The sequence below is a fragment of the Rhodococcus sp. NPDC058521 genome, from assembly GCF_042719695.1.
Taxonomy (GTDB): domain Bacteria; phylum Actinomycetota; class Actinomycetes; order Mycobacteriales; family Mycobacteriaceae; genus Rhodococcus_F.
The window spans coordinates 77403-98376 of record NZ_JBHXNL010000005.1 but is presented as its reverse complement, the minus strand read 5'-3'; the positions used below and the strand labels follow the sequence as shown (position 1 = coordinate 98376).

The following is a 20974-nucleotide window of genomic DNA, read 5'->3' as shown; positions in this document are numbered from 1 at the left end:
AGCACCGCCATGGGGTCCGCCGCTTTCAAGATCGTCATGTGGAGCCTGTTTGCCATCGGATTGATCGGCGCTGGTATCGGCATCGCCGAACTGCACGTCGAATGGATCGTCGCATCACTGATCGTCGCGTCCGTCTCGGGACTCGTCCTACTTCGCATCCGTGCCGACGCGCACCCGGAGATGCACATGGACGTGGAAATGAAGCAAGTCGGTCGGCGCATCACCACCGCCGGCTGATCACCTCAGTTCGGCCAGCATTCTTCGCCGCCTGTTGACAACAGCGGCAGCATCGACGAAGGCAGCACGCCATTCGGCGTCCGCAGCACGTGTTGCTGCTTCCTCGAACAAGCGTGACGATTCGAGCGGCACATGCGTCGCAGCGGAACGCATCACGGTGTGGTGGCTCTGACGTGAGTCTGCGCCCAGCACCGTACCCGAACGTGCTTGTCTCGCAGCGACGTGTTCGAGTGTGGCGACGACGCGACGGGCGACGGGCGTGGGCCACGGATGCGATAGCCCGTCCAGCAGCGCACTGCCGGTGACGCCGAGGAGGTACGAATCCGCCTTCCCGGAGCAGATGTAGTCCGTCAACGTGGGCGCGGGAACCAGGGCCGCGATCCGTCGATCGACTCGCCTCCCATCTCTGCTCAGGAAGGCCTCGGCCCAGCGGGCGTTCTGTTGAGTGGTGGTGGCCGCACGCCAGGACTCCGACATCGCGGCGTGCCACCGCGATTCGATCGGGATGTCGAGTGCTTCCCTGGCCGAGCCGACCATCTCTTCCCACACCGACAACGGCGCTGCCGTGACCACGGTGCGGAGCCACCAGCCGCGGATTGCCTTGTTCTTGAAGTGGACGTCCTCGAACCCGTCGCGGCGTGCGGACCGGTCCAGTGAACCTGGTAGCCGCACCACGAGTCGGGTCCGCAATGGCTTGTCCTCGACGTGAAACCACCTCCGGGCCCGGTGTGCCATGCGTTCCGCGTATGCCGAGGTCGGCAACCGGCGCAGGATCTGTACTGCTCGTTCGCGCACGTCTTTGCGGGTGTCGTCCAGTGCACATTCGAGGAGGTCTTCGTCCGCCGGTACGGGTGCCGTTTCGAGAACGGACAGGAGTGCCGCCCGAGTTCCGCCCGACTCTCGGGCCCACGTGCGTTCGATCTCGCGCACCGCCGATTCCGGATCCATGGTGCGGGCATTCGTGAGCCACTGGAATCGCTCGAGTTGCGAGCCGTGAATCCACGGACGTGGATCGAACCGAGAGGGGCGCCGAAGGGTGGAAAGCGCAGGTTCGGACGCGGTGAGCTGCTGTCCGTACTCGCCTGTGAGCCGGATGAGGTTCTCTCGGTGTGCCGGAGTCTCGGCGGCGAGTTCCAGAAGACCTGCAACCGCATGTGCCGGGGCTCGGAACCCGCCGGACTCGGCGGCGTCGAACCATTCCGGTAGGGCCCACGACCGGGTCTCGATCAGCGTTCGCAGGTCCTGAACCACGGCGTCCGAGAGCGTGCGATCTGCGTCGGAACGACTGAGTTCGATGTGACTGCCCGGGGTGACGATTCGCGGCGAGTTCACGGGAATCACCGTATGTCATCGACACGGCGCCCAGGGGCGTCTTCGGTCGTGTCGAGCGGACCAATCAGAGCGCGAGAAACGGGGGAGCGTAACGGAAGGTGCCGGTGATCGCGGAACGCCAGGTTCCGAGTGTTCGTACCTGAAAGTGTGAGACCCAGCTCGGTTCCTCCGGAGCGATGCCGAGTGTGTCGGCTGGTACGAAACCGAACCGGGGGTAGTAGTCGAGATGTCCGAGGAGCGCGACCAACGGACTGCCCAACGCATCGGCTCCACCCAGTGCCGCATGCATGAGAGCCGACCCCACCCCTGTGCTCTGATGGGACGGCAACACACCGATCGGACCCAGTGCCAGGGCAGCTGTGTCTTCGACCTTCCCGGCTGTCAGACACACGTGCCCGACGACGACGCCCTGCACTTCCGCGACCAGTGAGAGCTCCGGAACCCATGCCGGATCTGCGCGGAGGGTAACGACCAGGCCCACTTCGGCGGGTTCTTCGCCGTCGAAGGCTTGTCGGTGGACGTCTGCGATGGCAGGAATGTCGGCTGGGACCTCTCTGCGAACGATCATCCGCTCAGCTTCGTCGATCGGTGTTCGTCGCACAATCGATTATCGACCTGACGGGTGGGGAACTGCGCGGTAGCTGTGTCGGCCCGGCGAGGCCGGGAACGTATTGGGCGCGGTGGAAGTGCATCGAGGACTGTTGCAAACAGCGCCGGTGCCGACCACCCCAGAAATTCGGGGCCCGTCTGCATAGCGAGTTTGTTGCTAAAACTTTACGAATACCGTCGAAATGTCCGGTTCTCTCGGTCGAGAGACGGACTGCTCACATTCGATCGGAATGTTGTGCGCGTCACCGGATGGTTGATTGTCGACGACCGGTTGTTTCGCGGTATTCCTTACCTGTGAACTGGGGGTGTGACGGGCGCTTTCGCCTGAAATCTCGGGAAACCGGCAGTTGAACGCCGCCGAACCTGGAAGCGGTCTGATTCTCGAGCGCAGCTGCTGTTTCGCGGGCGGGCTGTTTGCACACAGGTGTTCTGCTGTGCCCGAATTGATGATCTTGTTCGAGCGAAGTGCTGTCGAAATACGGATCGGGAGTTGGTGTTCGTGGTCGAGAAGCAAATGACCGGTTACAGTTGCGATGTGCAACAGGTATTGACCGAAAGCGATGTGACGCGCCACTCCGGCGTCGGCGCGGTGCATGACGAATTGGTGCGGTTGCTGCGCCAGTTGGTGGCGGACGGTCGGCCGGAGGACGGCGCACCGACGTTTGCACAACATTCGCTACTGACTTTCGTGGCACGCAACCCCGGCTGCAGAGCCACGGACATCTCCGACGCGTTCCACGTCCACCGCTCCACGGTGTCGCGCCAGCTACGCGTGTGTATCGACGAAGGCTGGGTTCACGCCGAGCCGGGCCCGTTGCGCACAGGGCATCCATTGACGCTGACGGCTACCGGCGGCCGAGTTCTCGACGCGGCGACCGCCGAGCGACTGGAACAGGTTGCCGACCGCCTCGGGGCATGGTCCGACATGGAGATCGAGTCGTTCGCAGACCTGTTGCGCCGATTTCGTCGGAGCGCCGATCGGCCACACGCCGTAGGTACCAGACAGTGACGGAGAGGACAGTCGTGCGCGAATACACGAGCCCGGAGACATTTACCGTGGAAGACCACGAGAACGCAGTTCTCACCGTGTTCTCCCAAGCCGACGATCACCCGGATCGGATCCTGTATTCGCGTCCGGAGGAGGACGGCTGGGTCGACGTGAATGCCAAGGACTTCGCCGCACTCGTCATCGGCGTGGCGAAGGGCTTCATCGCCAGCGGCGTGGAAGCGGGCGATCGGATCGCACTGTTGTCGGCAACCCGCTTCGAATGGTCTTTGTTCGACTACGCCATCTGGGCGGCGGGAGCCGCGTCGGTTCCAATCTACGACTCCTCGTCCAAGGACCAGATTCGTTGGATCATCGAAGATTCGGGCGCAGTTGCCGCCGTGGTCGAAACGCCCGAGAACGCGAAGAACTTCGACGGTGACGGACTGCCGTACACCCTGAAGCGAACCCTAACGATCGACGAGGACGCAGTGGGGACCCTCATCAAGGAGGGCCTGGCCGTTGACGATTCCGAGGTCTTCAAACGCATCGTTGCGCTCACCGCCTCCGATCTCGCGTCGCTGGTGTACACGTCCGGGACCACCGGGCGTCCCAAGGGTTGCGTTCTCACCCATCGAAACTTCCTGTCGGAGGTGCGCGCACTGCTCGCCGCCCCGATCGGGGACGTCGCACGTCCGGGTAGCCGGGCGCTCACGTTCCTTCCTCTCGCGCACGTTCTTGCGCGCGCCGTGTCGCTCGCCATGTTCGAGGCCGGGGCCACACAGGCTCATTGGTCCGACTTCGGTACCGTCACCGGGCAGTTCGAGCGATTCGCGCCCAACACCATCCTCGGTGTGCCCCGTGTGTTCGAGAAGGTCCGAGACGGTGCGGCCAAGCAGGCGGCTCAGGGTGGTGCGCTGAAGAAGAAGATTTTCGAGTTCGCCGAATCCACCGCCGTCGCGTACAGCGAAGCGCAGGATCACGGAGGGCCGTCGGCGGTCCTGAAGGTGAAGCATGCGGTCGCCGACAAGTTGGTGTACTCGAAGCTCAGGGCTGCGCTCGGCGGCGACTGCTGGTGGGCGATCTCGGGCGGTGGTGCTCTCGTTCCGAGCCTCGCGCACTTCTTCCGCGGCATGGGCGTTCCCGTGTACGAGGGTTACGGACTCACCGAATCCACCGCCGCACACACCGTCAACGTGCCCGGCGAGCAGAAGATCGGCACCGTCGGCAAGCCGCTCGGTGGAAACAGCGTCCGAGTGGCCGAGGACGGCGAACTCGAACTGCGTGGTCCCGTCGTGTTCGACGGCTACTGGCGAAACGAGAAGGCCACTGCGGAATCGCTTCACGAGGGGTGGTTCCGCACAGGCGATCTCGGTGACATCGACGACAAGGGATACGTCACGATCACCGGTCGCAAGAAGGACCTGCTCGTGACGGCCGGAGGCAAGAACATATCTCCGGGGCCACTCGAGGATCGCATTCGTTCGCATTCGATCGTGTCGCAGGCGGTCGTGGTGGGGGACGGGCGTCCGTTCGTCGGCGTGCTGCTCACTCTCGACGACGGCGAGTTCGACAAGTGGAAGTCGGCGCACGGCAAGAGTTCCGACGCGACCCCGGCAGATTTGCAGGACGACGAGGAACTGCGGGCAGAGTTGCAGCGGGCAGTCGACGACGCGAACTCTCAGGTGTCACACACCGAGTCGATCAAGAAGTTCGTTCTGTTGGGACGTGATCTCACCGAGGCGGACGGCGAACTCACCGCTACGTTGAAGGTGAAGCGTGGCGTGGTCACCGAGCACTTCGCCGACGAGATCGAGAGCTTGTACGCGGAGGCCGCATCTACGGCTGACCGGCGGTGACCTCGCGCAGGTAGGCGAGGTCCTCGGCCATGCCCCCGGCCGGTGTTTCGAGGATCACGGGAGCCTGCGCGGTGCGCACCACTTCGGCGAGGAGTTCGGAGTCGATGGTGCCGTCCGCGATGTTCGCGTGCCGGTCCCGCGCAGAATCGAACTCGTCCCGCGAATTGTTGAGGTGTACGAGGTCGATCCGGCCGGTGATCGCCTTGATTCTCTCGACGACACCGACGAGGTCCTCACCGGCAGCCCAGGCATGGCAGGTGTCGAGGCAGAAGCCCGCACCGAGGTCGCCCACGGCGTCCCACAGACGTCCGATGTCATCGAAGTAGCGGGCCATCGCGGCATCGCCGCCTGCGGTGTTTTCGATCAGGATCGGTACCGGGAACCCGCCCTTGTCGGCTTGGCGTGTGAAGAGCTTGCGCCAGTTGGAGATTCCCTCTGCCGGGTCTTCGCCCTGTCGGACGTGCCCGCCGTGCACCACGAGCCCGATCGCGCCGATGTCCGCGGCGGCCTGCGCCTGCTCGGACACAGCCTTTCGCGACGGCATGCGGAGTCGGTTGTTCAGACTCGCCACGTTGATCACGTAGGACGAATGCACCACCACGTCGATCGGGCTGGCGAGTATCTGTTCGGCACGCGGGTGCGGATCTGGCTTGTTCCATTTCTGCGGATCGGTGACGAACAGCTGGACGATGTCCGCGCCGAGTTCCTCGCCGTGCCCGATCGGGTTGTCGTCCTGGCGTACGTGTGCCCCTATGCGCATGTGTCCAAGGGTAGGGCTCGAGGTGGGATGGGGTGGCACTTCGTCACCTCGAGGACATCGAAGATGCAGATAGCGGCGCATGTCCGAATTTTCTGGAACAGTGGAGTGCGAAGATTCTCAGGAGGCCCGATGTCGGACACACCGCGACGACCGTCCGATTTCGAGACGGTCGAGGAACGTCGTGCGCGCGTTTCCGGGCAGGTACGGGCGTGGTGCGAGGACTCTCGTATCGACGGCCGGCACGAGCAGTTGTCGGATGACGCTGCGGTCCTGGTGGCGAGTGGCTACCTCGATCAGCAGACTCGTGAGGTTCTCGCCGCTCGCCGACGGGCCGGCAAGACGATTCCGTCGATCGGGGGTTTCGGTGTGCTTCGTGGCATTTCGGACGAGTACGGCGAGGTTGCGCGCAAGGTCGATGCGATGAAGCCAGGCCCCGCCCAGTTGGTGTTCAAGTATCGCGCCACGGAGCTTGCGAAGAAGCTGCGAACCATGCGGGCGGCCGTGGTCCACTCGAACAGTCACTATGCGTCCGGCGTGCGGCAGATCCGGCGAGACCGTCGCCAGGGTGTGCATCTCGATCCGCAGCAGCGGGATGCATTGTTCGCGGCTTTGCAGCGCACCCCTGCGCCCAGTGGTGGCCGTTGGCTGTCCGAAGCCGGAAATCTGGTGCGTAATACCGCGGCGGATCGGTTGGCCGATCTCTCGGGGACCGGTGCGGTGGCGGGGCTGGGGCGCCGAGTGGCCGGAGTGATCGGTCGCGGCACCGATCCGGAACACGACGAGTTCGCCGACCCGTACGACACGTTGCTGTTCCTCGCGGGAATGCTGTACGACCGCGTCGACGGTTCGGCGACGTGGCACTCCGAGCACTTCGCGATTCAACGTCATCAGCTGGATCTGGCCCAGGAACTGACTCAGATCGCGGTGGATGCGATCGCGCTCCGGGCCATCACTGCGGAATTGGCAGACGCCGATCGGAGTGCCCACGGAGATGCCGCCCGCGAACAGATCCGGTCTCGGCAGCTCGCGTTGCGTCCCGTGTGGGACCAACTCGTCGATCGGGTGGCGGCATTGGCCCGGATCGGTGACCTGGTCGGCCAGGCCGAAGTGCAGCTGCGTTCGGTCAGCGCGGTACGCCGCACGATGAGCCTGGACAGCCGTATCGACGACCTGATCGCACGGTCGGGCAATCGGGAGCTGTCGGCGGAGAACACCCACTTCGTAGGCGATCAGTTCACCGGCGTCGACGAACTGCTCGGCACCTATCAGAATGCGTTGTACGGGGACATCGCTGCGCTGACCGCATGGTCCGACTCAGGTGAGCGAGAGGGCTGAGGGCCGAGATCGCCCCGTTCCCCCGACGAACATCCCCCGACGAATGTCACACCGGTTCGCCTCAGGCGAACCGGTGTGACATTCGTCAGGGGGAAGAGAGGTTGACTGCGGGTATATGCTTGCCGATAGGCAAATAAATTGAGGAGGCGAATGCAGCACCTTTTCACAGATGACGACGTGGCCCGAATGAGAGTCGCGCTCGGTCGCATCGCCCGCCACATCGATCGGCACTCGGCAGAGGAGGGGTTGACCCGGACCCAATTCTCGATTCTGTCCACTGCTGCTCGGCGAGGCCCGCTCGGTGTGCGGGAGCTGGCGGAGATCGAGGGCATCAACCCGACGATGCTTTCTCGAATGCTCGGCAAACTCGAGTCCGCGGATCTGATCGTTCGTACCGCCGACTCCTACGACAAGCGCGCCGTGAACGTCCAGGTGACCGATTCGGGAGGCGAACTCTTCCTGCGGTTGCGTGCCAAGCGCACCGCGCTACTCGAAGACCGCCTGAACCGGCTTCCGGACGGTCAGGCCGCCACCTTGCTCGAGGCACTCGGTGCGCTCGAGGCGCTGTCCGAGGAATTGGCGAAGTATCCATCCCGGAGCATCTCCGGCGACGTCGCGGACAGTGATCGGCAATGACGATGGCAGGAACGCTCCGTGAACACACGTTCGCGGCGCTCGCCGTCCCCAACTTTCGACGCTACATCGGTGGTCAGGCCGTCTCCCTGATCGGCACGTGGATGCAGACGATCGCGCAGTCGTGGCTCGTACTGCAGCTGACGGGGTCGGGTACGGCGGTGGGAACCGTCGTTGCGCTGCAGACGGTGCCGATTCTGCTCCTCGGTCCGTACGGCGGTGTCATCGCCGACCGAGTGGACAAGCGGCGCTTGATGATCGGCCTGCAGACCATGATGGGTGTGCTCGCGTTCGTACTCGGAACGCTGACCATCACCGGCGCGGTCGAGCTCTGGCACGTGTACACACTCGCGGTGCTCCTGGGACTCAACAACTGCTTCGAACAGCCCGCTCGGCAGTCGTTTCTGCTCGAGATGGTGGGGACGGAGAACCTGCGCAATGCCGTGAGTCTGCAGTCGGTGCTTGCCAGTGCCGCGCGCACGGTCGGCCCAGCTGTTGCCGGCATCGTCATCGCCGCGGGTGGTCTGGGCTTCTGCTTCATGCTGAATGCCGCCAGCTTCGTCGCCGTCGTCGCTTCTTTGATGCGTCTGAACGTTTCCGAGTTGCGGCCGTCGCCGTCCACCGGGCGCGCGAGGGGACAATTGCGCGAAGGACTTGCATACATTCGCCGTAGTCCCGGCCTGGCAGTACCGCTGATGATGATGGCACTCGTGGGCTGCTTGACATTCGAGTTCCAGGTGGTCCTACCCGTTGTCGCCGAGAAGGTGTTCCAGGGCGGCGCGGATGCCTACGGTTTCCTCACAGCCGCAATGGGTGTGGGAGCAGTACTCGGCGGTTTGGCCGTGGCAACGTGGGGTAGGACCGGTGTTCGCCCCATGGTCTTCACAGCTCTCGCGTTCGGTGTTCTCATGGCGGCCGCCGCCGTGTCGCCCTCCTTGGGCGTGTTGATCGCCGTCATGGTGTTCGTCGGCGCACTCAGCACCGCCTTCACCTCCACTACGAACAGTTCTCTGCAGCTCGAGGCGGCACCCAACATGCGCGGCCGGGTGATGGCGCTGTTCTCGGTGGCCTTCATGGGCTCGACCGCGATCGGCGGGCCGGTCGCCGGATGGGTCAGTGAGGAGTGGGGCGGCCGAGCGGGACTCGCGCTCGGTGCGTCGGCGTGCTTCGTTGCCGCGGTGATGGGACTCTTCATCCTCGGACGTGATCGGCGCGCTGTGCGCCGGCAGACGGAGCAGGTCGACGAGCCCGCCGAATGCCGATGACGCCGAATGCCGCTGACGCATCCCTGCGCCTCCCATAGCCTGGGCTCATGGCCGAACCACAGTTCTTGAATTCTCCGAAGACCTTCGTCGTCGATGCGATCCGTGGGGCCGTGGCGGCCGCCGCCGATCTGGCGTGGCACTCGGAGCCCGGCTACTTGACGAGACGTGATCCGATTGCCCCCGGTCAGGTCGCCCTGTTGTCGGGCGGCGGATCCGGGCACGAACCCTTGCACGTGGGATTCATCGGACAGGGAATGCTGACGGGCGCCTGCCCGGGGCTGGTGTTCACGTCGCCCAACGCCTTGCAGGTTCGTGCCGCAACTCGTGCGGTGGACGCAGGCGCCGGAGTCGTCCACATCGTGAAGAACTACACCGGCGACGTCCTCAATTTCTCGATCGCCGAGAAGTTGGTGGCGGAGGACGGCATCGACGTCGAACAGGTACTCGTCGACGACGACGTTGCATCGGATAGCGAGGACGGTCCCGGGCGACGTGGCACCGCTGCGACCATCGCCGTCGAGAAGATCTGTGGGGCCGCTGCGGAAAGGGGCGACGATCTGGCTACCGTCGCCGATTTCGGATGGCGAACTGCCCGCAACGCGCGCAGCATGGCCGTTGCTCTTCGGGCTTGCACCCTACCCGGTGCGGACGAGCCTTCCTTCGACCTGCCGGCCGGGGAGATCGAACTGGGGATCGGCATTCACGGCGAACGCGGCACCGAACGAGTGCCGGACATGCCCGCGTCCGAATTGGTGGAACGGTTGCTCGCCCCGATCGTCGATGCGCTCGGGCTCGATTCCGGCGAGCGGGTGATCCTGATCGTCAATGGGCTGGGCGCCACACACCCGCTGTACTTGAACGTGCTGTTCGCCGAAGCCGCAAGCGCTTTGGCCGGAATAGGCATCGGAGTCGAACGTTCGCTGGTCGGCAGTTTCGTGACTGCCCTCGACATGGACGGTGCCTCGATCACGTTGGTGCGGACGGACCCCGAGTTGCTCGAACTGTGGGATGCGCCGACGGCGGTGCCCGGGTGGCCGAACTCGCCTGGTCGACACTTCGACGGTGTGCCGGACAGTGTCGGGTTCGTCGCGCCGATGGCAGACGAGGAGAGCGACGAGTCCGCATGCGATACCGACAGCGTGCTGGGCCGCCCCGCGGTGGGGCGTTGGGTCGGTGACTGGGTGGAGAAGGTGTTGGCGGAAGAACCACACCTCACCGACCTGGATCGGCGGGCCGGTGACGGCGACTTCGGCACCAACATGCTTGCTGCCCTCGAACACGTCGACGTCCGAAAGGTCCGCGCGGGTTATGCATTTCCCACGGTTTTCGAGACGGTGTCCGATGCGTATCTCGGCCACGCCGGTGGTACCTCGGGAGCCCTGTTCGGTATCTGGTTCAGGCAGCTGTTCGTTGCGGCCGCTGACAATCCGGAGGGTCTCGACCTGCCGAATTTGTCGGCCGCGACGCGCGCAGGTATGGATGCCATCACCGATCTCGGAGGGGCACGTCCTGGCGACAAGACGATGATCGATGCCATCGCCCCGGCAGTCGAAGCATTGGAGAGTGCGAATTCCTCACTCGCGGAGGCGCTGGAGCAGGCTGCCGTTGCGGGCGCTGCGGGAGCGCAAGGCACGGGTGACATCGTTGCCCGGCGCGGGCGTGCCAGTTACGTCGGTGACGCTTCACGCGGTGTCGTCGACCCGGGCGCGCTCGTCATGTCCTGGTTCTTCGAGGCGGCACGCGCTGCGTACTTGCAGCCGGGAGGGCGGCAATGACGTGGCTTCGGTGTCCGACCGCATAGAGTTTGCTCATGGCTACCGTCTGGACAGTTCCCCTCGACATTCTTCCGCGTTGGCTCGACTCCGCCGAGGTTCAGGCGTTTCTCTCATCCAACGACCAGCCGAATGCGTCCGCCGACCCGAAGATTCGACTCGCGCAGTTCGCGGACGTCACCAAGTCTCTGCAGCGACACGTCGGTGAGACGTACACCTCCGTGCAGGCGGCGTCGACCGCGTTGTTCGATGGAATCGGTGATGGGCTGGGCGTGCCGGTGGGCTTGAAACTGGCGGCGCTGCGTCTGGTGGTGACTCCCGTGCATCTGACCCGGCCGTCGCCGCAGCCGTTGCCGGACACGGTGACGGCGGAGTTGGGGCGGTACGTGTTCGCACTGCTCGATCCGCGCAGTCGCCGGGTTTTCCACGTGGGTTCCGGGACGGGAAACAGGGTGTTCGGGCACGTGTGGGCGGCGCTGGAAGAGAACGAGAAGCGCCAGGTTCTCACCGACCCCGAAACCGACTCCGCCGAGGTTCGCGAGACGGTGATCTCCCGCATCCGCGACATCTACGACTCGGGCCACGAAGTGGAGCACTACGTCGTGGCACACGACATCGAGGACTCGGGATCGGCGGCCGACCGGGTGAACGTGCTCGTCGCCGGGTTCGGTCTGCTCGAGAGCGGGGACCGACCCACGCTGACCAACTTGCTGGGCACGGTGGACGAGAAAGCGGTGCGCATCGAGGACCTCGCGTTGCAGTACTCGGCCGAGCGGGTCCCCACCCTGCCGACGCCGTGTCTGCTCCTCGAGGTGAAGCATGCGGGTGAACGCCGAGCTTCGCCGGAGTCCATCTACGCTGCAGCGCGCGAAGATTGGCCCGCAGGTACGGCGGTCCGCGGAACAGCCGATCTCCCGGTTATCGTGTTCGCGGACAACATTGTTCGTGCCGTGTACCGGGCGAAGTCCTGGGACATCGCCTCCCGGTCGGCCGATACCCCGCTGTGGCGATTCACGGGTGACGTGGACGCCGACCTCGAGGCGCAGTTCGTGAACAAGCGTGTCACCCCGGACCGGGTCGGGTTGAAGCGCTGGCCGGCGCACGGATGGGCGCCGCACCTCACGCACGCGCGGCCCGGGCGCTGACGTTTCATCGTTGTCAGTGTGGGTACAGCCGAACGGCAAAGTATTCGCACGAAGGCGAGGCAGTGATGAAGGTCAACGCACGATTGGCCGCCGTTGGAGTTGTCGCGGCAGCGTTCGGCATGGTTCTACCTGGCGTCGCTTCGGCGGACGCGCTAGAAGATTTGACGGTTTCGGTTCGGGCGCCCGACAACGTCGCACCGTTACCACCGGGCTTTGCCCCGTACGGTCCGTCGGGTTGTGACGACTGGGCGGAACCGTACGAGCCCAACATCCCGGAATGGGGCATGGACCCGTACAACCAGTACGACAACTGGTGCGACGGACCGGAGGACGGCTACCCGCAGCCGGCGATCTACAGCGGGGACGAGGGCGGCGAGGACTCACCGAACCCCGATTCCGGCGACGATTCGGGCAACGAGCCCTGACGGTCAGTCGAGTTCTGCAGGTACCGGGAAGCACGGCACCTGTCGGGGATGGCTGGGGTCGAGCGCATTGAGAACGTGAACGCCGGCGATCGGGTCGTCGACGATGTCTTCGTGTTCGACGAGGTCGAGGGGGCATCGGTCCTGTAGAACTATGTTCTCGGCGTTGGGTGCCTCTCGGATTCCGCTGGTGTACGGCACCACGACGTTGTCGTGGACGGTCACGATATTGGTGTACTCGACGCCATCGGCGTAGGGGCCGTCTGCGCCGAACGACTCGTACCACGACGAACCTGCGATCAGCTCGGGGCATGATCCGCAACCAGCTGTGCGGACCACCTGCTCGAACATGTCTCGTTGGCCGGTGCGATCGGCGACCTGGATGATCTGTTCGTACGGCGGACGGTGACTTCCGGCCCACATCGGCGCCATCGAGATGTATTTGTCCACCTTCGTGTTTCCGCCTTGCTCGCGAACGTACTTGGCGGGCATCAGGGTTCCCTGCGAGTGCCCCACCAGGTCGACCTTGTCTGCGCCGGTGGACGCCAGCACGTCGTCGACGAACGAGGCGAGTTGTCTCGCACTGTCTTCCATCGATCCGAGCCCGCCGACTGCGTTCAGAGGCCACGGCAGGTCGGGAAAGTTTCCGTAGGTGAGCGCGAAGATGCAGTATCCCTCTGCTTTCAGGACAGGTGAGAGGGTCGACCAGTCGTTCTGTCTGTTCTGTGACGTGCCGTGGACCAGCACGACTGGATCGGGGTGTTCGGGGGAGGGGGTGCAGGTCCAGTCGTTGGAACCCTCGGCGTGCCCGTCCGGGGTGCCGACGAGTGTGACGATCTCCGGTGGCAACGGCACATCGGCACTGGCATTCTGTGCGCCGACAAGTGCAATTGTCATGGTGGTAGCAAGGATTCCGGCTCGGAGACTGCAAGTGCGAAGTGCGGTGGAGTTCATCGGCTACCTTTCGGCAAATGATGTACTTACCGCGACGGTACAGCCGATGGACTTACTTCGGGGAAGTAATGGGTGTCGACGTGATCACGTTGTCGTCACGAAGAAGTGTTACGCCCGCTGGCGCACCTTCTGTGCCCTGATCCTGCGCCGGTGACCGCGCATCGTGGCGATGCGCACCCGGTCGCGAGCCCGCCGAAGCACGAGACGCATCGAACGCGCCGGGGGAGTGGGATCTCGTTCCTCGACAGGAATGTCGAACTTCTCCACGCGCGGCGGACCCGACCCTTCCCACCAGAACGGTTCGACGAGGTGCTCGATCATCGGCAGCGATTCCTCGACGGAATTGCCGCCCCAGTGCACGGCCCGGTCCAGTGCTCGCGGCGACGGCGCGATGTTCAACGCCGACAACGTGGGCCGGAATCGGACGATCTGGTCGGCGAACGGCGCGTTGCGCACCATCTGGATTCGCACGGCCTGCGTGAGGGGTTGCAGAAAGAGGTGCTTCGGGCCCCATTGAGGATGGAAGCAGTCCCAGGCGTAGTAGCACGCGTTGCGAGTACCGAGACGTCCGTCCTGGACTCTGCGCCAAGCCATTTCGACGGGCACGTTGCCTGCGGCGAAACCGTCGAACAGTGCGGCGACGTCCTTCTGCTCGAACAGTTCGTCGAGGATCGGCGTCATGTTCGGGTCGCGGGTCTCGTGGTGCAGGACGCCCGGGATCGATGCCGAGAAACTCGCGGCATCGACGACGTTGAGTTTCGAGGTCAGGTCGTCGGAGCCGAGGATTATCGGCTTGACCAGTTGGCGGTCGATGAAAGCGGACGCCTGCCAGATTCCGAGGCCCACCTGGCGACCCAGACCTGCTCCGGTCGTGGGAAGTGACCGCATCCGCGTGGTCGCGTTTTCCTGGCTGCGCAGTCGTGCCGGTAGCCGATCGAAGGACTGGCGCCGAACCCCGGCAACCACCGTCTCGAAGGGAATCGACAGGTCGGCCAACGTCATGGGTGATCCGTCTTCACAGCGGAAGAGGTCGTCGGCGAAGTCGTCGAAGGTCAGGGAGAAGACGCCCCCGAGACCGTGCTGCCTGTTGCCGAGTCGGGCCGGGCCCAGGATGCCGCCGTAACTGACGGTTTTGGCCCAGTCGATGTATTCGTCGACGGGGATTGGGAGGGTGCGTGCGGTGACGCTTCCGACGATCGCGCCGATCGATGTCGTGAGGATGTACGCCGGGGTGAGTCCCTGGTCGATGATGCGTTTCATGCCGCCCAGGTACACGTATCCGGCGCCGCCGCCACCTCCGAGCGAGCAGACCAACGCCTTGTAGCACACCTCGGAATCGAGTTCGACGAGGGAGAAGTCGGATGTGTGGCGGTCGGCGACGGCGCGTCGTTCGTCTTCGAGCGGTTCGACGAGGCTCGGGAGAATGCGTTTGGCGGCAACGAGGCGTTTCTGCAGCTTCCGCTCGTTGCGCAGCGGGTCGTGCAGGGCGTCCACCACGCGACGACGGAAGGCGGCGATTTCCAGGCCGACATCCACATCCGGACGACCACGACTGCCGTCGGGGCCGGCAGCGCCGGGCTCGAACACCGTGAGACGGGCGAATCCGATGATGTACCGCAGTCGCCGGTATTCCTCGCGGGTCAGGACGTCGGGATGCTCGAGGTCGGCTCTGACGAGTGCGGCTTCCATTCGTTGCAGGGAAAGGACCGCATCTTGGTTGGGGAGTTCGACGTCCGCCTGTTCCGGGGTGCCGAGTTCGTGTGCGAGTTCGGCATCGAGATCCGTGGACCCGAGGTCGAGGTCGTCCTCGAGGGGGTCCTGGGTGTCGTCGTACGCGCGTGCCTTCACGTTGTCAGTGTGCCGCAACGGATCGGTCGGATTGCCGTTCGCGTGACGCCTGTCACTCTGTGAACAGTGCCGCGGCGCTTCGTGGGAGTTCGTTCAGATCACACCTGCGGAACGTTTCCGCAGGTCGTCCGCCTCCGATGCTGGACGTCTCGCCCGTGCTGACGAGTCCCTCGATCACGTGCCTCCGGAACGAATCCTTCGGTAACGGGCGGGAGAAGACGATTTCGTAGAGGCGCCGAAGCTCGAGGATGGTGAACGAGTCGCCCAGCAGGTGGTCGGGGTCGGGCCTGCGTGCGTAGCGTTCGCGCAGGTCGGCGAGCGCCAGACCCACCATGTGGCGGTGGTCGAAGGCGAGGTCGGCGACTACGGGGTCGTCGCAGGGGAGCACGGTGGCGTTCGGGGGCAGTTCGGCGGCGGGAATCGTCGCACCGTGCGCCATGGACACCACCCACCCGCGATCGTCTCGGTCGGGGTCGTCGAACATGCGCAGCTGGTGGATTCGGACTCGGCCGATCCCAGCTTTGTCGCCTAATGCGCGGTGCGCGGCGTCGGCCAGCGTTTCGCCCGGGTGGAGAAACGTTCCCGGTAGGGCCATGCCGTCACCGTGGCGGACCGTCAATGCCTGCACGGCATCGTTGTGGACGGTGAGTACGGCGACGTCCACCGCAACGGAAGGGCGTGGGTAGTCGGTCAGCGCGCGTCCGTTCGCATCTTTCCATTCCACGCTTGCAGCTTAGCGCAGATGTGATCTATTATTTAGCTCAGAATTGAGCAAAGGAGATCTCATGGGGCTTACGGAACAGCAGACGGCGCGTGCGGCGGGGGTTCTGCTCGGCACTGCTGCGGGGGATGCGCTCGGTGCGGGTTACGAGTTCACACACCCGACGCCCGAGACAGTGGTCGACATGATCGGGGGAGGCCCGTTCGGGTTCGCGCCCGGTGAGTGGACGGACGACACCTCGATGGCACTGGCCATCGCCGAGGTGGCCGCCGAAGGTGTCGACCTGCGGTCGCAGCGGGGGATGGATGCGGTCGCCGCCCAGTTCGTGCGGTGGTACGACTCGGGTCCCAAGGACATCGGAAATCAGACGCACGCGGTGTTGTCGGCTCGCAGCACCTCCGGTTCCGAGATGACGGACCGGGCGCGCAGTATCTCCGGGCGTAAGGGCGGCAACGGATCGTTGATGCGGACCGCCCCGGTAGCGCTGGGGTTCCTGGAGGACGAACTCGGATGTATCGACGCAGCCGTGCGGGTCGGCGCCCTCACTCACGACGACGTCCGGGCCGGGCAGGCGTGCGCGATGTGGACCTATGCCATTCGGCATGCCGTCGTACACGGCGACTTCGATGGCGTGCGACGGTATCTCGACGTCGCACAGGACGATTCGGCAGAGTTCTGGGGGCCGTTGCTGGACGAGGCCGAGACGGGGACGCCGGCAGACTTCGCGAACAACGGGTGGGTGGTCCATGCCCTGCAGACCGCGTGGTGGGCCATCGCCGGGGCCGAGGACTCGGGTCCGCAACACCTTCCGGTCGCGCTCGAAAGAGCCGTGCGCGCAGGACACGACACCGATACGACCGCCGCGATCGCGGGCGGTCTGCTCGGCGCGCGTTGGGGAGCGTCGGCAGTCCCTGCTCGGTGGCGAAGGAAGCTGCACGGATGGCCGGGACTGGATGCGACGGACCTCGTTCGCCTCGCGGTTCGCGCGGCGTGGGGTGGCCGCGACGATCACCCCGATCTGGAACTGTGCGAGGCCGATATCAGGTCGAACGACAAGGAGGCGTGAACATGATCATCGACGTCGTAGAGGGGGACATCACGCGTATGCGCGTGGATGCCGTCGTGAATGCTGCCAACTCCGGTCTTCTCGGAGGTGGCGGGGTGGATGGAGCTATTCATCGTGCCGGTGGCCCGGACATTCTGGCGCAATGCAAGATGCTGCGAGCCACGTCGCTGCCGAACGGGCTGGCCGAGGGTGCAGCAGTCGCCACGACTGCAGGGCACCTCCCGGCGCGGTGGGTCATTCACACCGTTGGGCCGAGATACTCGGTGCGCGAGAACCGTTCGCCCGTGCTGCGCTCCGCGTACACCACGAGTCTGAGGGTTGCGGACTCCCTCGGGGCGACGACGGTGGCATTTCCGCTCGTATCGGGAGGTGCCTTCGGGTGGCCCGTCGACGAGGCGGTACGCGAGGCCGTCACCGCGTTGACCGGTGCCCGAACCAGCGTGGAAGTGGCGACCCTGGTCGCGTTCGACCGACACGTCGCCGAATCGATGCGCCGAGTCATCGGCTAGGACGCCGGGCCCGCGTTACGGTGAATTCCGATCGAAGGAGACTCGAGTATGGCTACTTTCGTTCTGCTTCCCGGCGCGGGCTCGGACTCGTTCTACTGGCATCGGGTGTCGCCGATGTTGTCGAACAACGGGCATGCGGTGATCACGGTCGACCTGCCGTACGCAGATGCGGAGGCAGGTCAGTACGAGTTCGCCGACCTCGTCGCGGAGGGAGCGGCCTGCACGGCGCAGCCTTTGATTCTGGTGGCGCAGTCGATGTCCGCGTTCACGGCGGCGATCGTGTGCGAGAAGATCGAGGTCGATCTTCTCGTGCTGGTGGCGCCCATGCTGCCTGCCCCGGGTGAGTCGCCCGGCCAGTGGTGGGAGAACACCGGTCAGGAGGCGGCACGACGAGCGGCCGACGTCGAAGAGGGGCGCAACCCCGATGCGCCGATGGATCCGATCCCGTTGTTCTTCCACGACGTCCCACCGGAGGTGGCCGACGAGGTGCTCGGTCGCGGCGAAGTGACGATGGCGGACACCCCGTTCGAAACGGTGTGGGATGCGCAGTCGTGGCCGGAAGTGCCCATCCGGGTCGTCGCGGGACGGTACGACCGACTGTTTCCACTCGACTTCCTCGAGAAACTCGCTCGGGATCGGGTGGGAGTCGACGTGGACGTCGTCGACGCGGGCCACCTGATTGCGTTGTCGCGGCCCGAACAGCTGGCCGCACTGCTGGAGGAATACGTGACGGATCTGCCGGGTTGATCGAACCGATGACGAACACGGACAGCCGGCTGAGTCGAATTGGTCTGCGAACAGCAAATTTTCGAGAAGACTCCGACGATGCGAAGCTGTCGGCAGGATTTCTGCTTGCCGCGACGCTGGTTGCGTTGGTCTGGGCGAACCTGGGGGAGTCCTACGAGGCGTTCTGGCACACGCCCCTCACTGTCACGCTCGGTGATCACTCCATCGCGCTCGATCTGAAGCACTGGGTGAACGACGCGCTGATGACGCTGTTCTTCTTCGTCGTCGGTCTCGAAGTGAAACGTGAACTCACGATCGGTGAACTCACCGATCGAACTCGGGCTGCGGTTCCGCTCGTCGCGGCGGTCGCTGGGCTGGCGGCGCCCGCGCTCATCTCCTGGTGCTCAATCCGAGTGACGAAGAGGCGAGTGCGTGGGGTGTGGTTGTCTCCACCGACACGGCGTTCGTCCTGGGTGCGCTCGCGCTCGTCGGGCCACGGTGTTCGGCACGGTTGCGGGTCTTCATCCTCACTCTGGCCGTTGCCGACGACATCGGCGCGCTCGCGATCATCGCGTTCTTCTACACGGACAACCTGCGCATCGGGCCTCTGCTGTTCGGTGCGCTCGGTCTGCTGGTCATCCTGCAACTTCGACGGCTCGAAGTGTGGCGGGGCGTCGCGTACTTCGTCGTGGCTGCTGGAACCTGGCTGGCCTTCTACGAATCCGGGGTCCATCCGACGTTGGCCGGCGTCCTGATCGCACTCATTCTGCCCGTCTACCCGCCGCGTCGGAGTGAGGTCGAACGGGCTGGTGAATTGACCAGGGCATTTCGGCAATCACCCAGTTCCGACTACGCGCGGGCAGCACAGTTGAGCGTCGTGCGGGCCGTGTCGATGAACGAACGCCTGTTGCGGCTGTATCAGCCGTACACCGCGTTTCTGGTCGTGCCGATCTTCGCCCTCGCGAACGCAGGTGTGGTGATCACCCCGGACACTCTGGCGGATGCCGCCACCTCCACGCTTGCGTGGGGAATCGTCCTCGGTCTCGTGGTGGGCAAGCTCGTCGGAATCACGGGCGCGACGGCGGTGTTCGCGAAGGTGCGCCCGGGGAGTCTGCCGCCTGGCCTCAGCCTCTCGCAGATCGCAGGCGGTGGGGCGCTTGCCGGAATCGGATTCACGATCTCGCTGTTCATCGTGGATCTCGCCGTCGAATCACCGGAACTCGCCAACGAAGCGCGCGTGGGTGTTCTCGTTGCCGCAGTGATCGCAACCGTGGCTGGTTGGGCACTGTTCCGCATCTCCGACCGGATCCATCCACCCACCGAACAGGCAGGCATGCGATTGCTCCGGCCGGTTGATCCGCAGCGCGATCACATTCGAGGACGTGAAGACGCACCGTTGACACTCGTCGAGTACGGCGACTTCGAATGCCCGTTCTGCAGCAAGGCGACCGGAAGCATCCGGGACGTCCGAAATCGATTCGGGGACGACATCCGGTACGTGTTCAGGCACCTGCCACTCGACGACGTTCACCCACACGCCCGCTTCGCGTCCGAAGCAAGTGAAGCGGCAGGCGCACAGGGCAGGTTCTGGGAGATGCACGACCACCTGTTCGCGAACAGTGACGCGCTGTCGGAAGACGAAATCTACGAGCACGCCGAGGGCTTGGGGCTCGACATGGAGACGTTCGAGGAAGCGATGCGCAAGGGAAGCCCGCGCCACCGGGTCGACGACGACGAACTCGACGCCGTCTCGAGCGACTTCCGCGGCACACCCACCTTCTACCTCGGCGCCAGTTCGTCGGACCTCGTTCGGCACGTCGGCCCGTTCGACGCGGCAACCCTCATCCGCCGACTCGAGGAAGCGCGCTAGTAGGCGTTCGTACTACCGGATCGAAGGGTTGCCGAGAAGTTCGTCCCAGCGGAGCCAATTTTGTCCGGACGCCACTACCAGCGGTAACTGGCGGGTAGTTCATGTCGATGAACGTTCAGGCAGCTATCCCGGCCCGACCGACGGATTGCAGCCGATCGATATCGCAACCGGAGGTACGGACATGGATCTGACAGCGCTACTCGAAGTCGTAATCGCACTGCTCGAAGTGCTCGGACCGTTGATGGGTGGTGGAGGCGGAGGCGGCATGGGCTCCCTCGGCGGACTGTCCTGACCCACCCCACCGTGTACGAATGGGACGCCCGTTCCGTTGGATCGAACGGGCGTCCCATTCGTACGGGTGCGGGGAGGGTTACGGGCGAGAAACGGGAGCCGGTGCGGGCGTTCCCACGGGTGGGGGTGGCGCAGTTTGTGGTGTCGCGAGTTGTGGTGTTGTCGGCGGCGGAGTCTGCATCTCCTGCATCTGTTCGAGCAGTTCCGGAGCAATTTCCTGATGGTCGCCCGTGGTGATGTCGAAATCGCCGACGAGCACTCCGCCGACGTCGAAGCTTGCGCGGTACAGGACGACGAGGGTCCCGTCGGCGTCGGTGAAGTTGGCGTTCGTGGCGATCGTGTCGCTCATGTCGGAGCTGCGAAGGTTCGCCCCGGTGAAATCGGCTGCCGCAACGTTCGTACCCCGAAAGTCGGCACCTTCCAGATTCGCGTGCCGGAGGTTGATGCCGCGTAGGTCGTGGTGTGTCAGATCTGCGCCGGGGCAGGTGGTGTGCTCGGTAGGAGTTGGGTCGGCGACGATCGTGCAGTCGTTGATCCTGACAGGTTCGGCGGTGGAGATGCCGGCACCGGTGACGCCGAGCGCCGCAATGGACGCTGCCATCAGTACACCCCTCGGCCCCTTGTTCATGCCCACA

20 protein-coding genes and 1 pseudogene are annotated in these 20974 nt (G+C 64.7%); 14 read left to right on the top strand and 7 right to left on the bottom strand.

What is annotated here, in order from left to right:
* Positions 1-9: 9 nt before the first annotated feature.
* The gene (locus ACFWO3_RS10325) at positions 10-237 is read left to right on the top strand and encodes a hypothetical protein (RefSeq protein ID WP_378576866.1); all 228 of its coding nucleotides are present in this window, start codon (positions 10-12) and stop codon (positions 235-237) included.
* On the opposite strand, the gene ACFWO3_RS10320 is transcribed toward ACFWO3_RS10325, so the two are convergent.
* Both ACFWO3_RS10320 and ACFWO3_RS10315 read right to left on the bottom strand, forming a co-directional pair.
* On the bottom strand, positions 238-1569 hold the full coding sequence (locus ACFWO3_RS10320) for a DUF5691 domain-containing protein (protein ID WP_378576864.1): 1332 nt from the start codon (positions 1567-1569) through the stop codon (positions 238-240).
* Between the two features lie 64 nt (positions 1570-1633).
* The gene (locus ACFWO3_RS10315) at positions 1634-2137 is read right to left on the bottom strand and encodes a GNAT family N-acetyltransferase (protein WP_378576862.1); all 504 of its coding nucleotides are present in this window, start codon (positions 2135-2137) and stop codon (positions 1634-1636) included.
* A 534-nt stretch (positions 2138-2671) separates the two neighbouring features.
* Here ACFWO3_RS10315 and ACFWO3_RS10310 point away from each other — a divergent pair.
* Positions 2672-3187, top strand: coding sequence for a MarR family winged helix-turn-helix transcriptional regulator (locus tag ACFWO3_RS10310; RefSeq protein WP_378576860.1), 516 nt, complete (start codon positions 2672-2674; stop codon positions 3185-3187).
* Positions 3188-3201: 14 nt separating this feature from the next.
* Positions 3202-5022: an AMP-dependent synthetase/ligase gene (locus ACFWO3_RS10305; RefSeq protein ID WP_378577341.1), complete on the top strand. Its 1821-nt coding sequence runs from the start codon at positions 3202-3204 to the stop codon at positions 5020-5022.
* Here ACFWO3_RS10305 and ACFWO3_RS10300 read toward each other — a convergent pair.
* On the bottom strand, positions 5003-5782 hold the full coding sequence (locus ACFWO3_RS10300; protein WP_378576858.1) for a deoxyribonuclease IV: 780 nt from the start codon (positions 5780-5782) through the stop codon (positions 5003-5005). The two genes, ACFWO3_RS10305 and ACFWO3_RS10300, sit on opposite strands and share 20 nt — an antisense overlap.
* Before the next feature lie 129 nt (positions 5783-5911).
* Here ACFWO3_RS10300 and ACFWO3_RS10295 point away from each other — a divergent pair, with 129 nt between their 5' ends.
* The 6 genes from ACFWO3_RS10295 to ACFWO3_RS10270 all read left to right on the top strand — a co-directional run bounded on the left by ACFWO3_RS10295 (position 5912) and on the right by ACFWO3_RS10270 (position 12357).
* Positions 5912-7117 carry a hypothetical protein gene (locus ACFWO3_RS10295; RefSeq protein ID WP_378576856.1) on the top strand — a complete coding sequence of 402 codons (1206 nt, stop codon included), beginning with the start codon at positions 5912-5914 and terminating at the stop codon, positions 7115-7117.
* Positions 7118-7303: 186 nt separating this feature from the next.
* Entirely contained in the window at positions 7304-7753 is a 450-nt protein-coding gene (locus tag ACFWO3_RS10290) for a MarR family winged helix-turn-helix transcriptional regulator (RefSeq protein WP_378576854.1), read from the top strand.
* Positions 7750-9015, top strand: a complete 1266-nt coding sequence (locus ACFWO3_RS10285; RefSeq protein WP_378576852.1) for an MFS transporter — start codon at positions 7750-7752, stop codon at positions 9013-9015. The genes ACFWO3_RS10290 and ACFWO3_RS10285 overlap by 4 nt, the downstream gene beginning before the upstream one ends.
* Before the next feature lie 47 nt (positions 9016-9062).
* A complete protein-coding gene (locus tag ACFWO3_RS10280) occupies positions 9063-10790 on the top strand; it encodes a dihydroxyacetone kinase family protein (RefSeq protein WP_378576850.1) in 1728 nt (575 codons plus the stop codon).
* Between the two features lie 35 nt (positions 10791-10825).
* Positions 10826-11932, top strand: coding sequence for a GIY-YIG nuclease family protein (locus ACFWO3_RS10275; RefSeq protein ID WP_378576848.1), 1107 nt, complete (start codon positions 10826-10828; stop codon positions 11930-11932).
* Between the two features lie 65 nt (positions 11933-11997).
* Positions 11998-12357: a hypothetical protein gene (locus tag ACFWO3_RS10270; RefSeq protein ID WP_378576846.1), complete on the top strand. Its 360-nt coding sequence runs from the start codon at positions 11998-12000 to the stop codon at positions 12355-12357.
* A 3-nt stretch (positions 12358-12360) separates the two neighbouring features.
* Here the strand turns inward: ACFWO3_RS10270 and ACFWO3_RS10265 are convergent, their stop codons facing one another.
* The 3 genes from ACFWO3_RS10265 to ACFWO3_RS10255 form a co-directional block, all read right to left on the bottom strand.
* Positions 12361-13251, bottom strand: coding sequence for an esterase/lipase family protein (locus tag ACFWO3_RS10265; RefSeq protein ID WP_378576843.1), 891 nt, complete (start codon positions 13249-13251; stop codon positions 12361-12363).
* A 165-nt stretch (positions 13252-13416) separates the two neighbouring features.
* Entirely contained in the window at positions 13417-15156 is a 1740-nt protein-coding gene (locus tag ACFWO3_RS10260) for a patatin-like phospholipase family protein (RefSeq protein ID WP_378576841.1), read from the bottom strand.
* Positions 15157-15208: 52 nt separating this feature from the next.
* Entirely contained in the window at positions 15209-15880 is a 672-nt protein-coding gene (locus tag ACFWO3_RS10255; protein ID WP_378576839.1) for an NUDIX domain-containing protein, read from the bottom strand.
* Positions 15881-15941: 61 nt separating this feature from the next.
* Between ACFWO3_RS10255 and ACFWO3_RS10250 the strand changes: the two genes are divergently transcribed.
* The 5 genes and pseudogenes from ACFWO3_RS10250 to ACFWO3_RS10230 all read left to right on the top strand — a co-directional run bounded on the left by ACFWO3_RS10250 (position 15942) and on the right by ACFWO3_RS10230 (position 20048).
* On the top strand, positions 15942-16943 hold the full coding sequence (locus ACFWO3_RS10250) for an ADP-ribosylglycohydrolase family protein (protein WP_378576836.1): 1002 nt from the start codon (positions 15942-15944) through the stop codon (positions 16941-16943).
* Between the two features lie 2 nt (positions 16944-16945).
* Positions 16946-17452 (top strand): O-acetyl-ADP-ribose deacetylase, encoded by a 507-nt coding sequence (locus ACFWO3_RS10245; protein WP_378577339.1) that lies wholly within the window; start codon positions 16946-16948, stop codon positions 17450-17452.
* A 48-nt stretch (positions 17453-17500) separates the two neighbouring features.
* Entirely contained in the window at positions 17501-18199 is a 699-nt protein-coding gene (locus ACFWO3_RS10240; protein ID WP_378576834.1) for an alpha/beta fold hydrolase, read from the top strand.
* An 8-nt stretch (positions 18200-18207) separates the two neighbouring features.
* A pseudogene (nhaA, locus tag ACFWO3_RS10235) lies at positions 18208-19406 on the top strand (Na+/H+ antiporter NhaA); the annotation flags it as partial.
* 105 nt (positions 19407-19511) lie between these two features.
* Positions 19512-20048, top strand: a complete 537-nt coding sequence (locus tag ACFWO3_RS10230) for a DsbA family protein (RefSeq protein WP_378577337.1) — start codon at positions 19512-19514, stop codon at positions 20046-20048.
* A 370-nt stretch (positions 20049-20418) separates the two neighbouring features.
* Here ACFWO3_RS10230 and ACFWO3_RS10225 read toward each other — a convergent pair whose 3' ends face one another.
* A complete protein-coding gene (locus tag ACFWO3_RS10225) occupies positions 20419-20940 on the bottom strand; it encodes a pentapeptide repeat-containing protein (RefSeq protein WP_378576832.1) in 522 nt (173 codons plus the stop codon).
* Positions 20941-20974 lie beyond the last annotated feature (34 nt).

What these genes read in the sequence shown, in the direction of transcription:
- ACFWO3_RS10325 (WP_378576866.1), top strand. Translation starts at nt 10, where the DNA reads ATGGGGTCCGCCGCTTTCAAGATCGTCATGTGGAGCCTGTTTGCCATC.
- ACFWO3_RS10315 (WP_378576862.1), bottom strand. Translation starts at nt 2,137, where the DNA reads ATGATCGTTCGCAGAGAGGTCCCAGCCGACATTCCTGCCATCGCAGAC.
- ACFWO3_RS10300 (WP_378576858.1), bottom strand. Translation starts at nt 5,782, where the DNA reads ATGCGCATAGGGGCACACGTACGCCAGGACGACAACCCGATCGGGCAC.
- ACFWO3_RS10295 (WP_378576856.1), top strand. Translation starts at nt 5,912, where the DNA reads ATGTCGGACACACCGCGACGACCGTCCGATTTCGAGACGGTCGAGGAA.
- ACFWO3_RS10290 (WP_378576854.1), top strand. Translation starts at nt 7,304, where the DNA reads ATGAGAGTCGCGCTCGGTCGCATCGCCCGCCACATCGATCGGCACTCG.
- ACFWO3_RS10285 (WP_378576852.1), top strand. Translation starts at nt 7,750, where the DNA reads ATGACGATGGCAGGAACGCTCCGTGAACACACGTTCGCGGCGCTCGCC.
- ACFWO3_RS10280 (WP_378576850.1), top strand. Translation starts at nt 9,063, where the DNA reads ATGGCCGAACCACAGTTCTTGAATTCTCCGAAGACCTTCGTCGTCGAT.
- ACFWO3_RS10275 (WP_378576848.1), top strand. Translation starts at nt 10,826, where the DNA reads ATGGCTACCGTCTGGACAGTTCCCCTCGACATTCTTCCGCGTTGGCTC.
- ACFWO3_RS10270 (WP_378576846.1), top strand. Translation starts at nt 11,998, where the DNA reads ATGAAGGTCAACGCACGATTGGCCGCCGTTGGAGTTGTCGCGGCAGCG.
- ACFWO3_RS10265 (WP_378576843.1), bottom strand. Translation starts at nt 13,251, where the DNA reads ATGACAATTGCACTTGTCGGCGCACAGAATGCCAGTGCCGATGTGCCG.
- ACFWO3_RS10250 (WP_378576836.1), top strand. Translation starts at nt 15,942, where the DNA reads ATGGGGCTTACGGAACAGCAGACGGCGCGTGCGGCGGGGGTTCTGCTC.
- ACFWO3_RS10245 (WP_378577339.1), top strand. Translation starts at nt 16,946, where the DNA reads ATGATCATCGACGTCGTAGAGGGGGACATCACGCGTATGCGCGTGGAT.
- ACFWO3_RS10240 (WP_378576834.1), top strand. Translation starts at nt 17,501, where the DNA reads ATGGCTACTTTCGTTCTGCTTCCCGGCGCGGGCTCGGACTCGTTCTAC.
- ACFWO3_RS10230 (WP_378577337.1), top strand. Translation starts at nt 19,512, where the DNA reads ATGCGATTGCTCCGGCCGGTTGATCCGCAGCGCGATCACATTCGAGGA.
- ACFWO3_RS10225 (WP_378576832.1), bottom strand. Translation starts at nt 20,940, where the DNA reads ATGGCAGCGTCCATTGCGGCGCTCGGCGTCACCGGTGCCGGCATCTCC.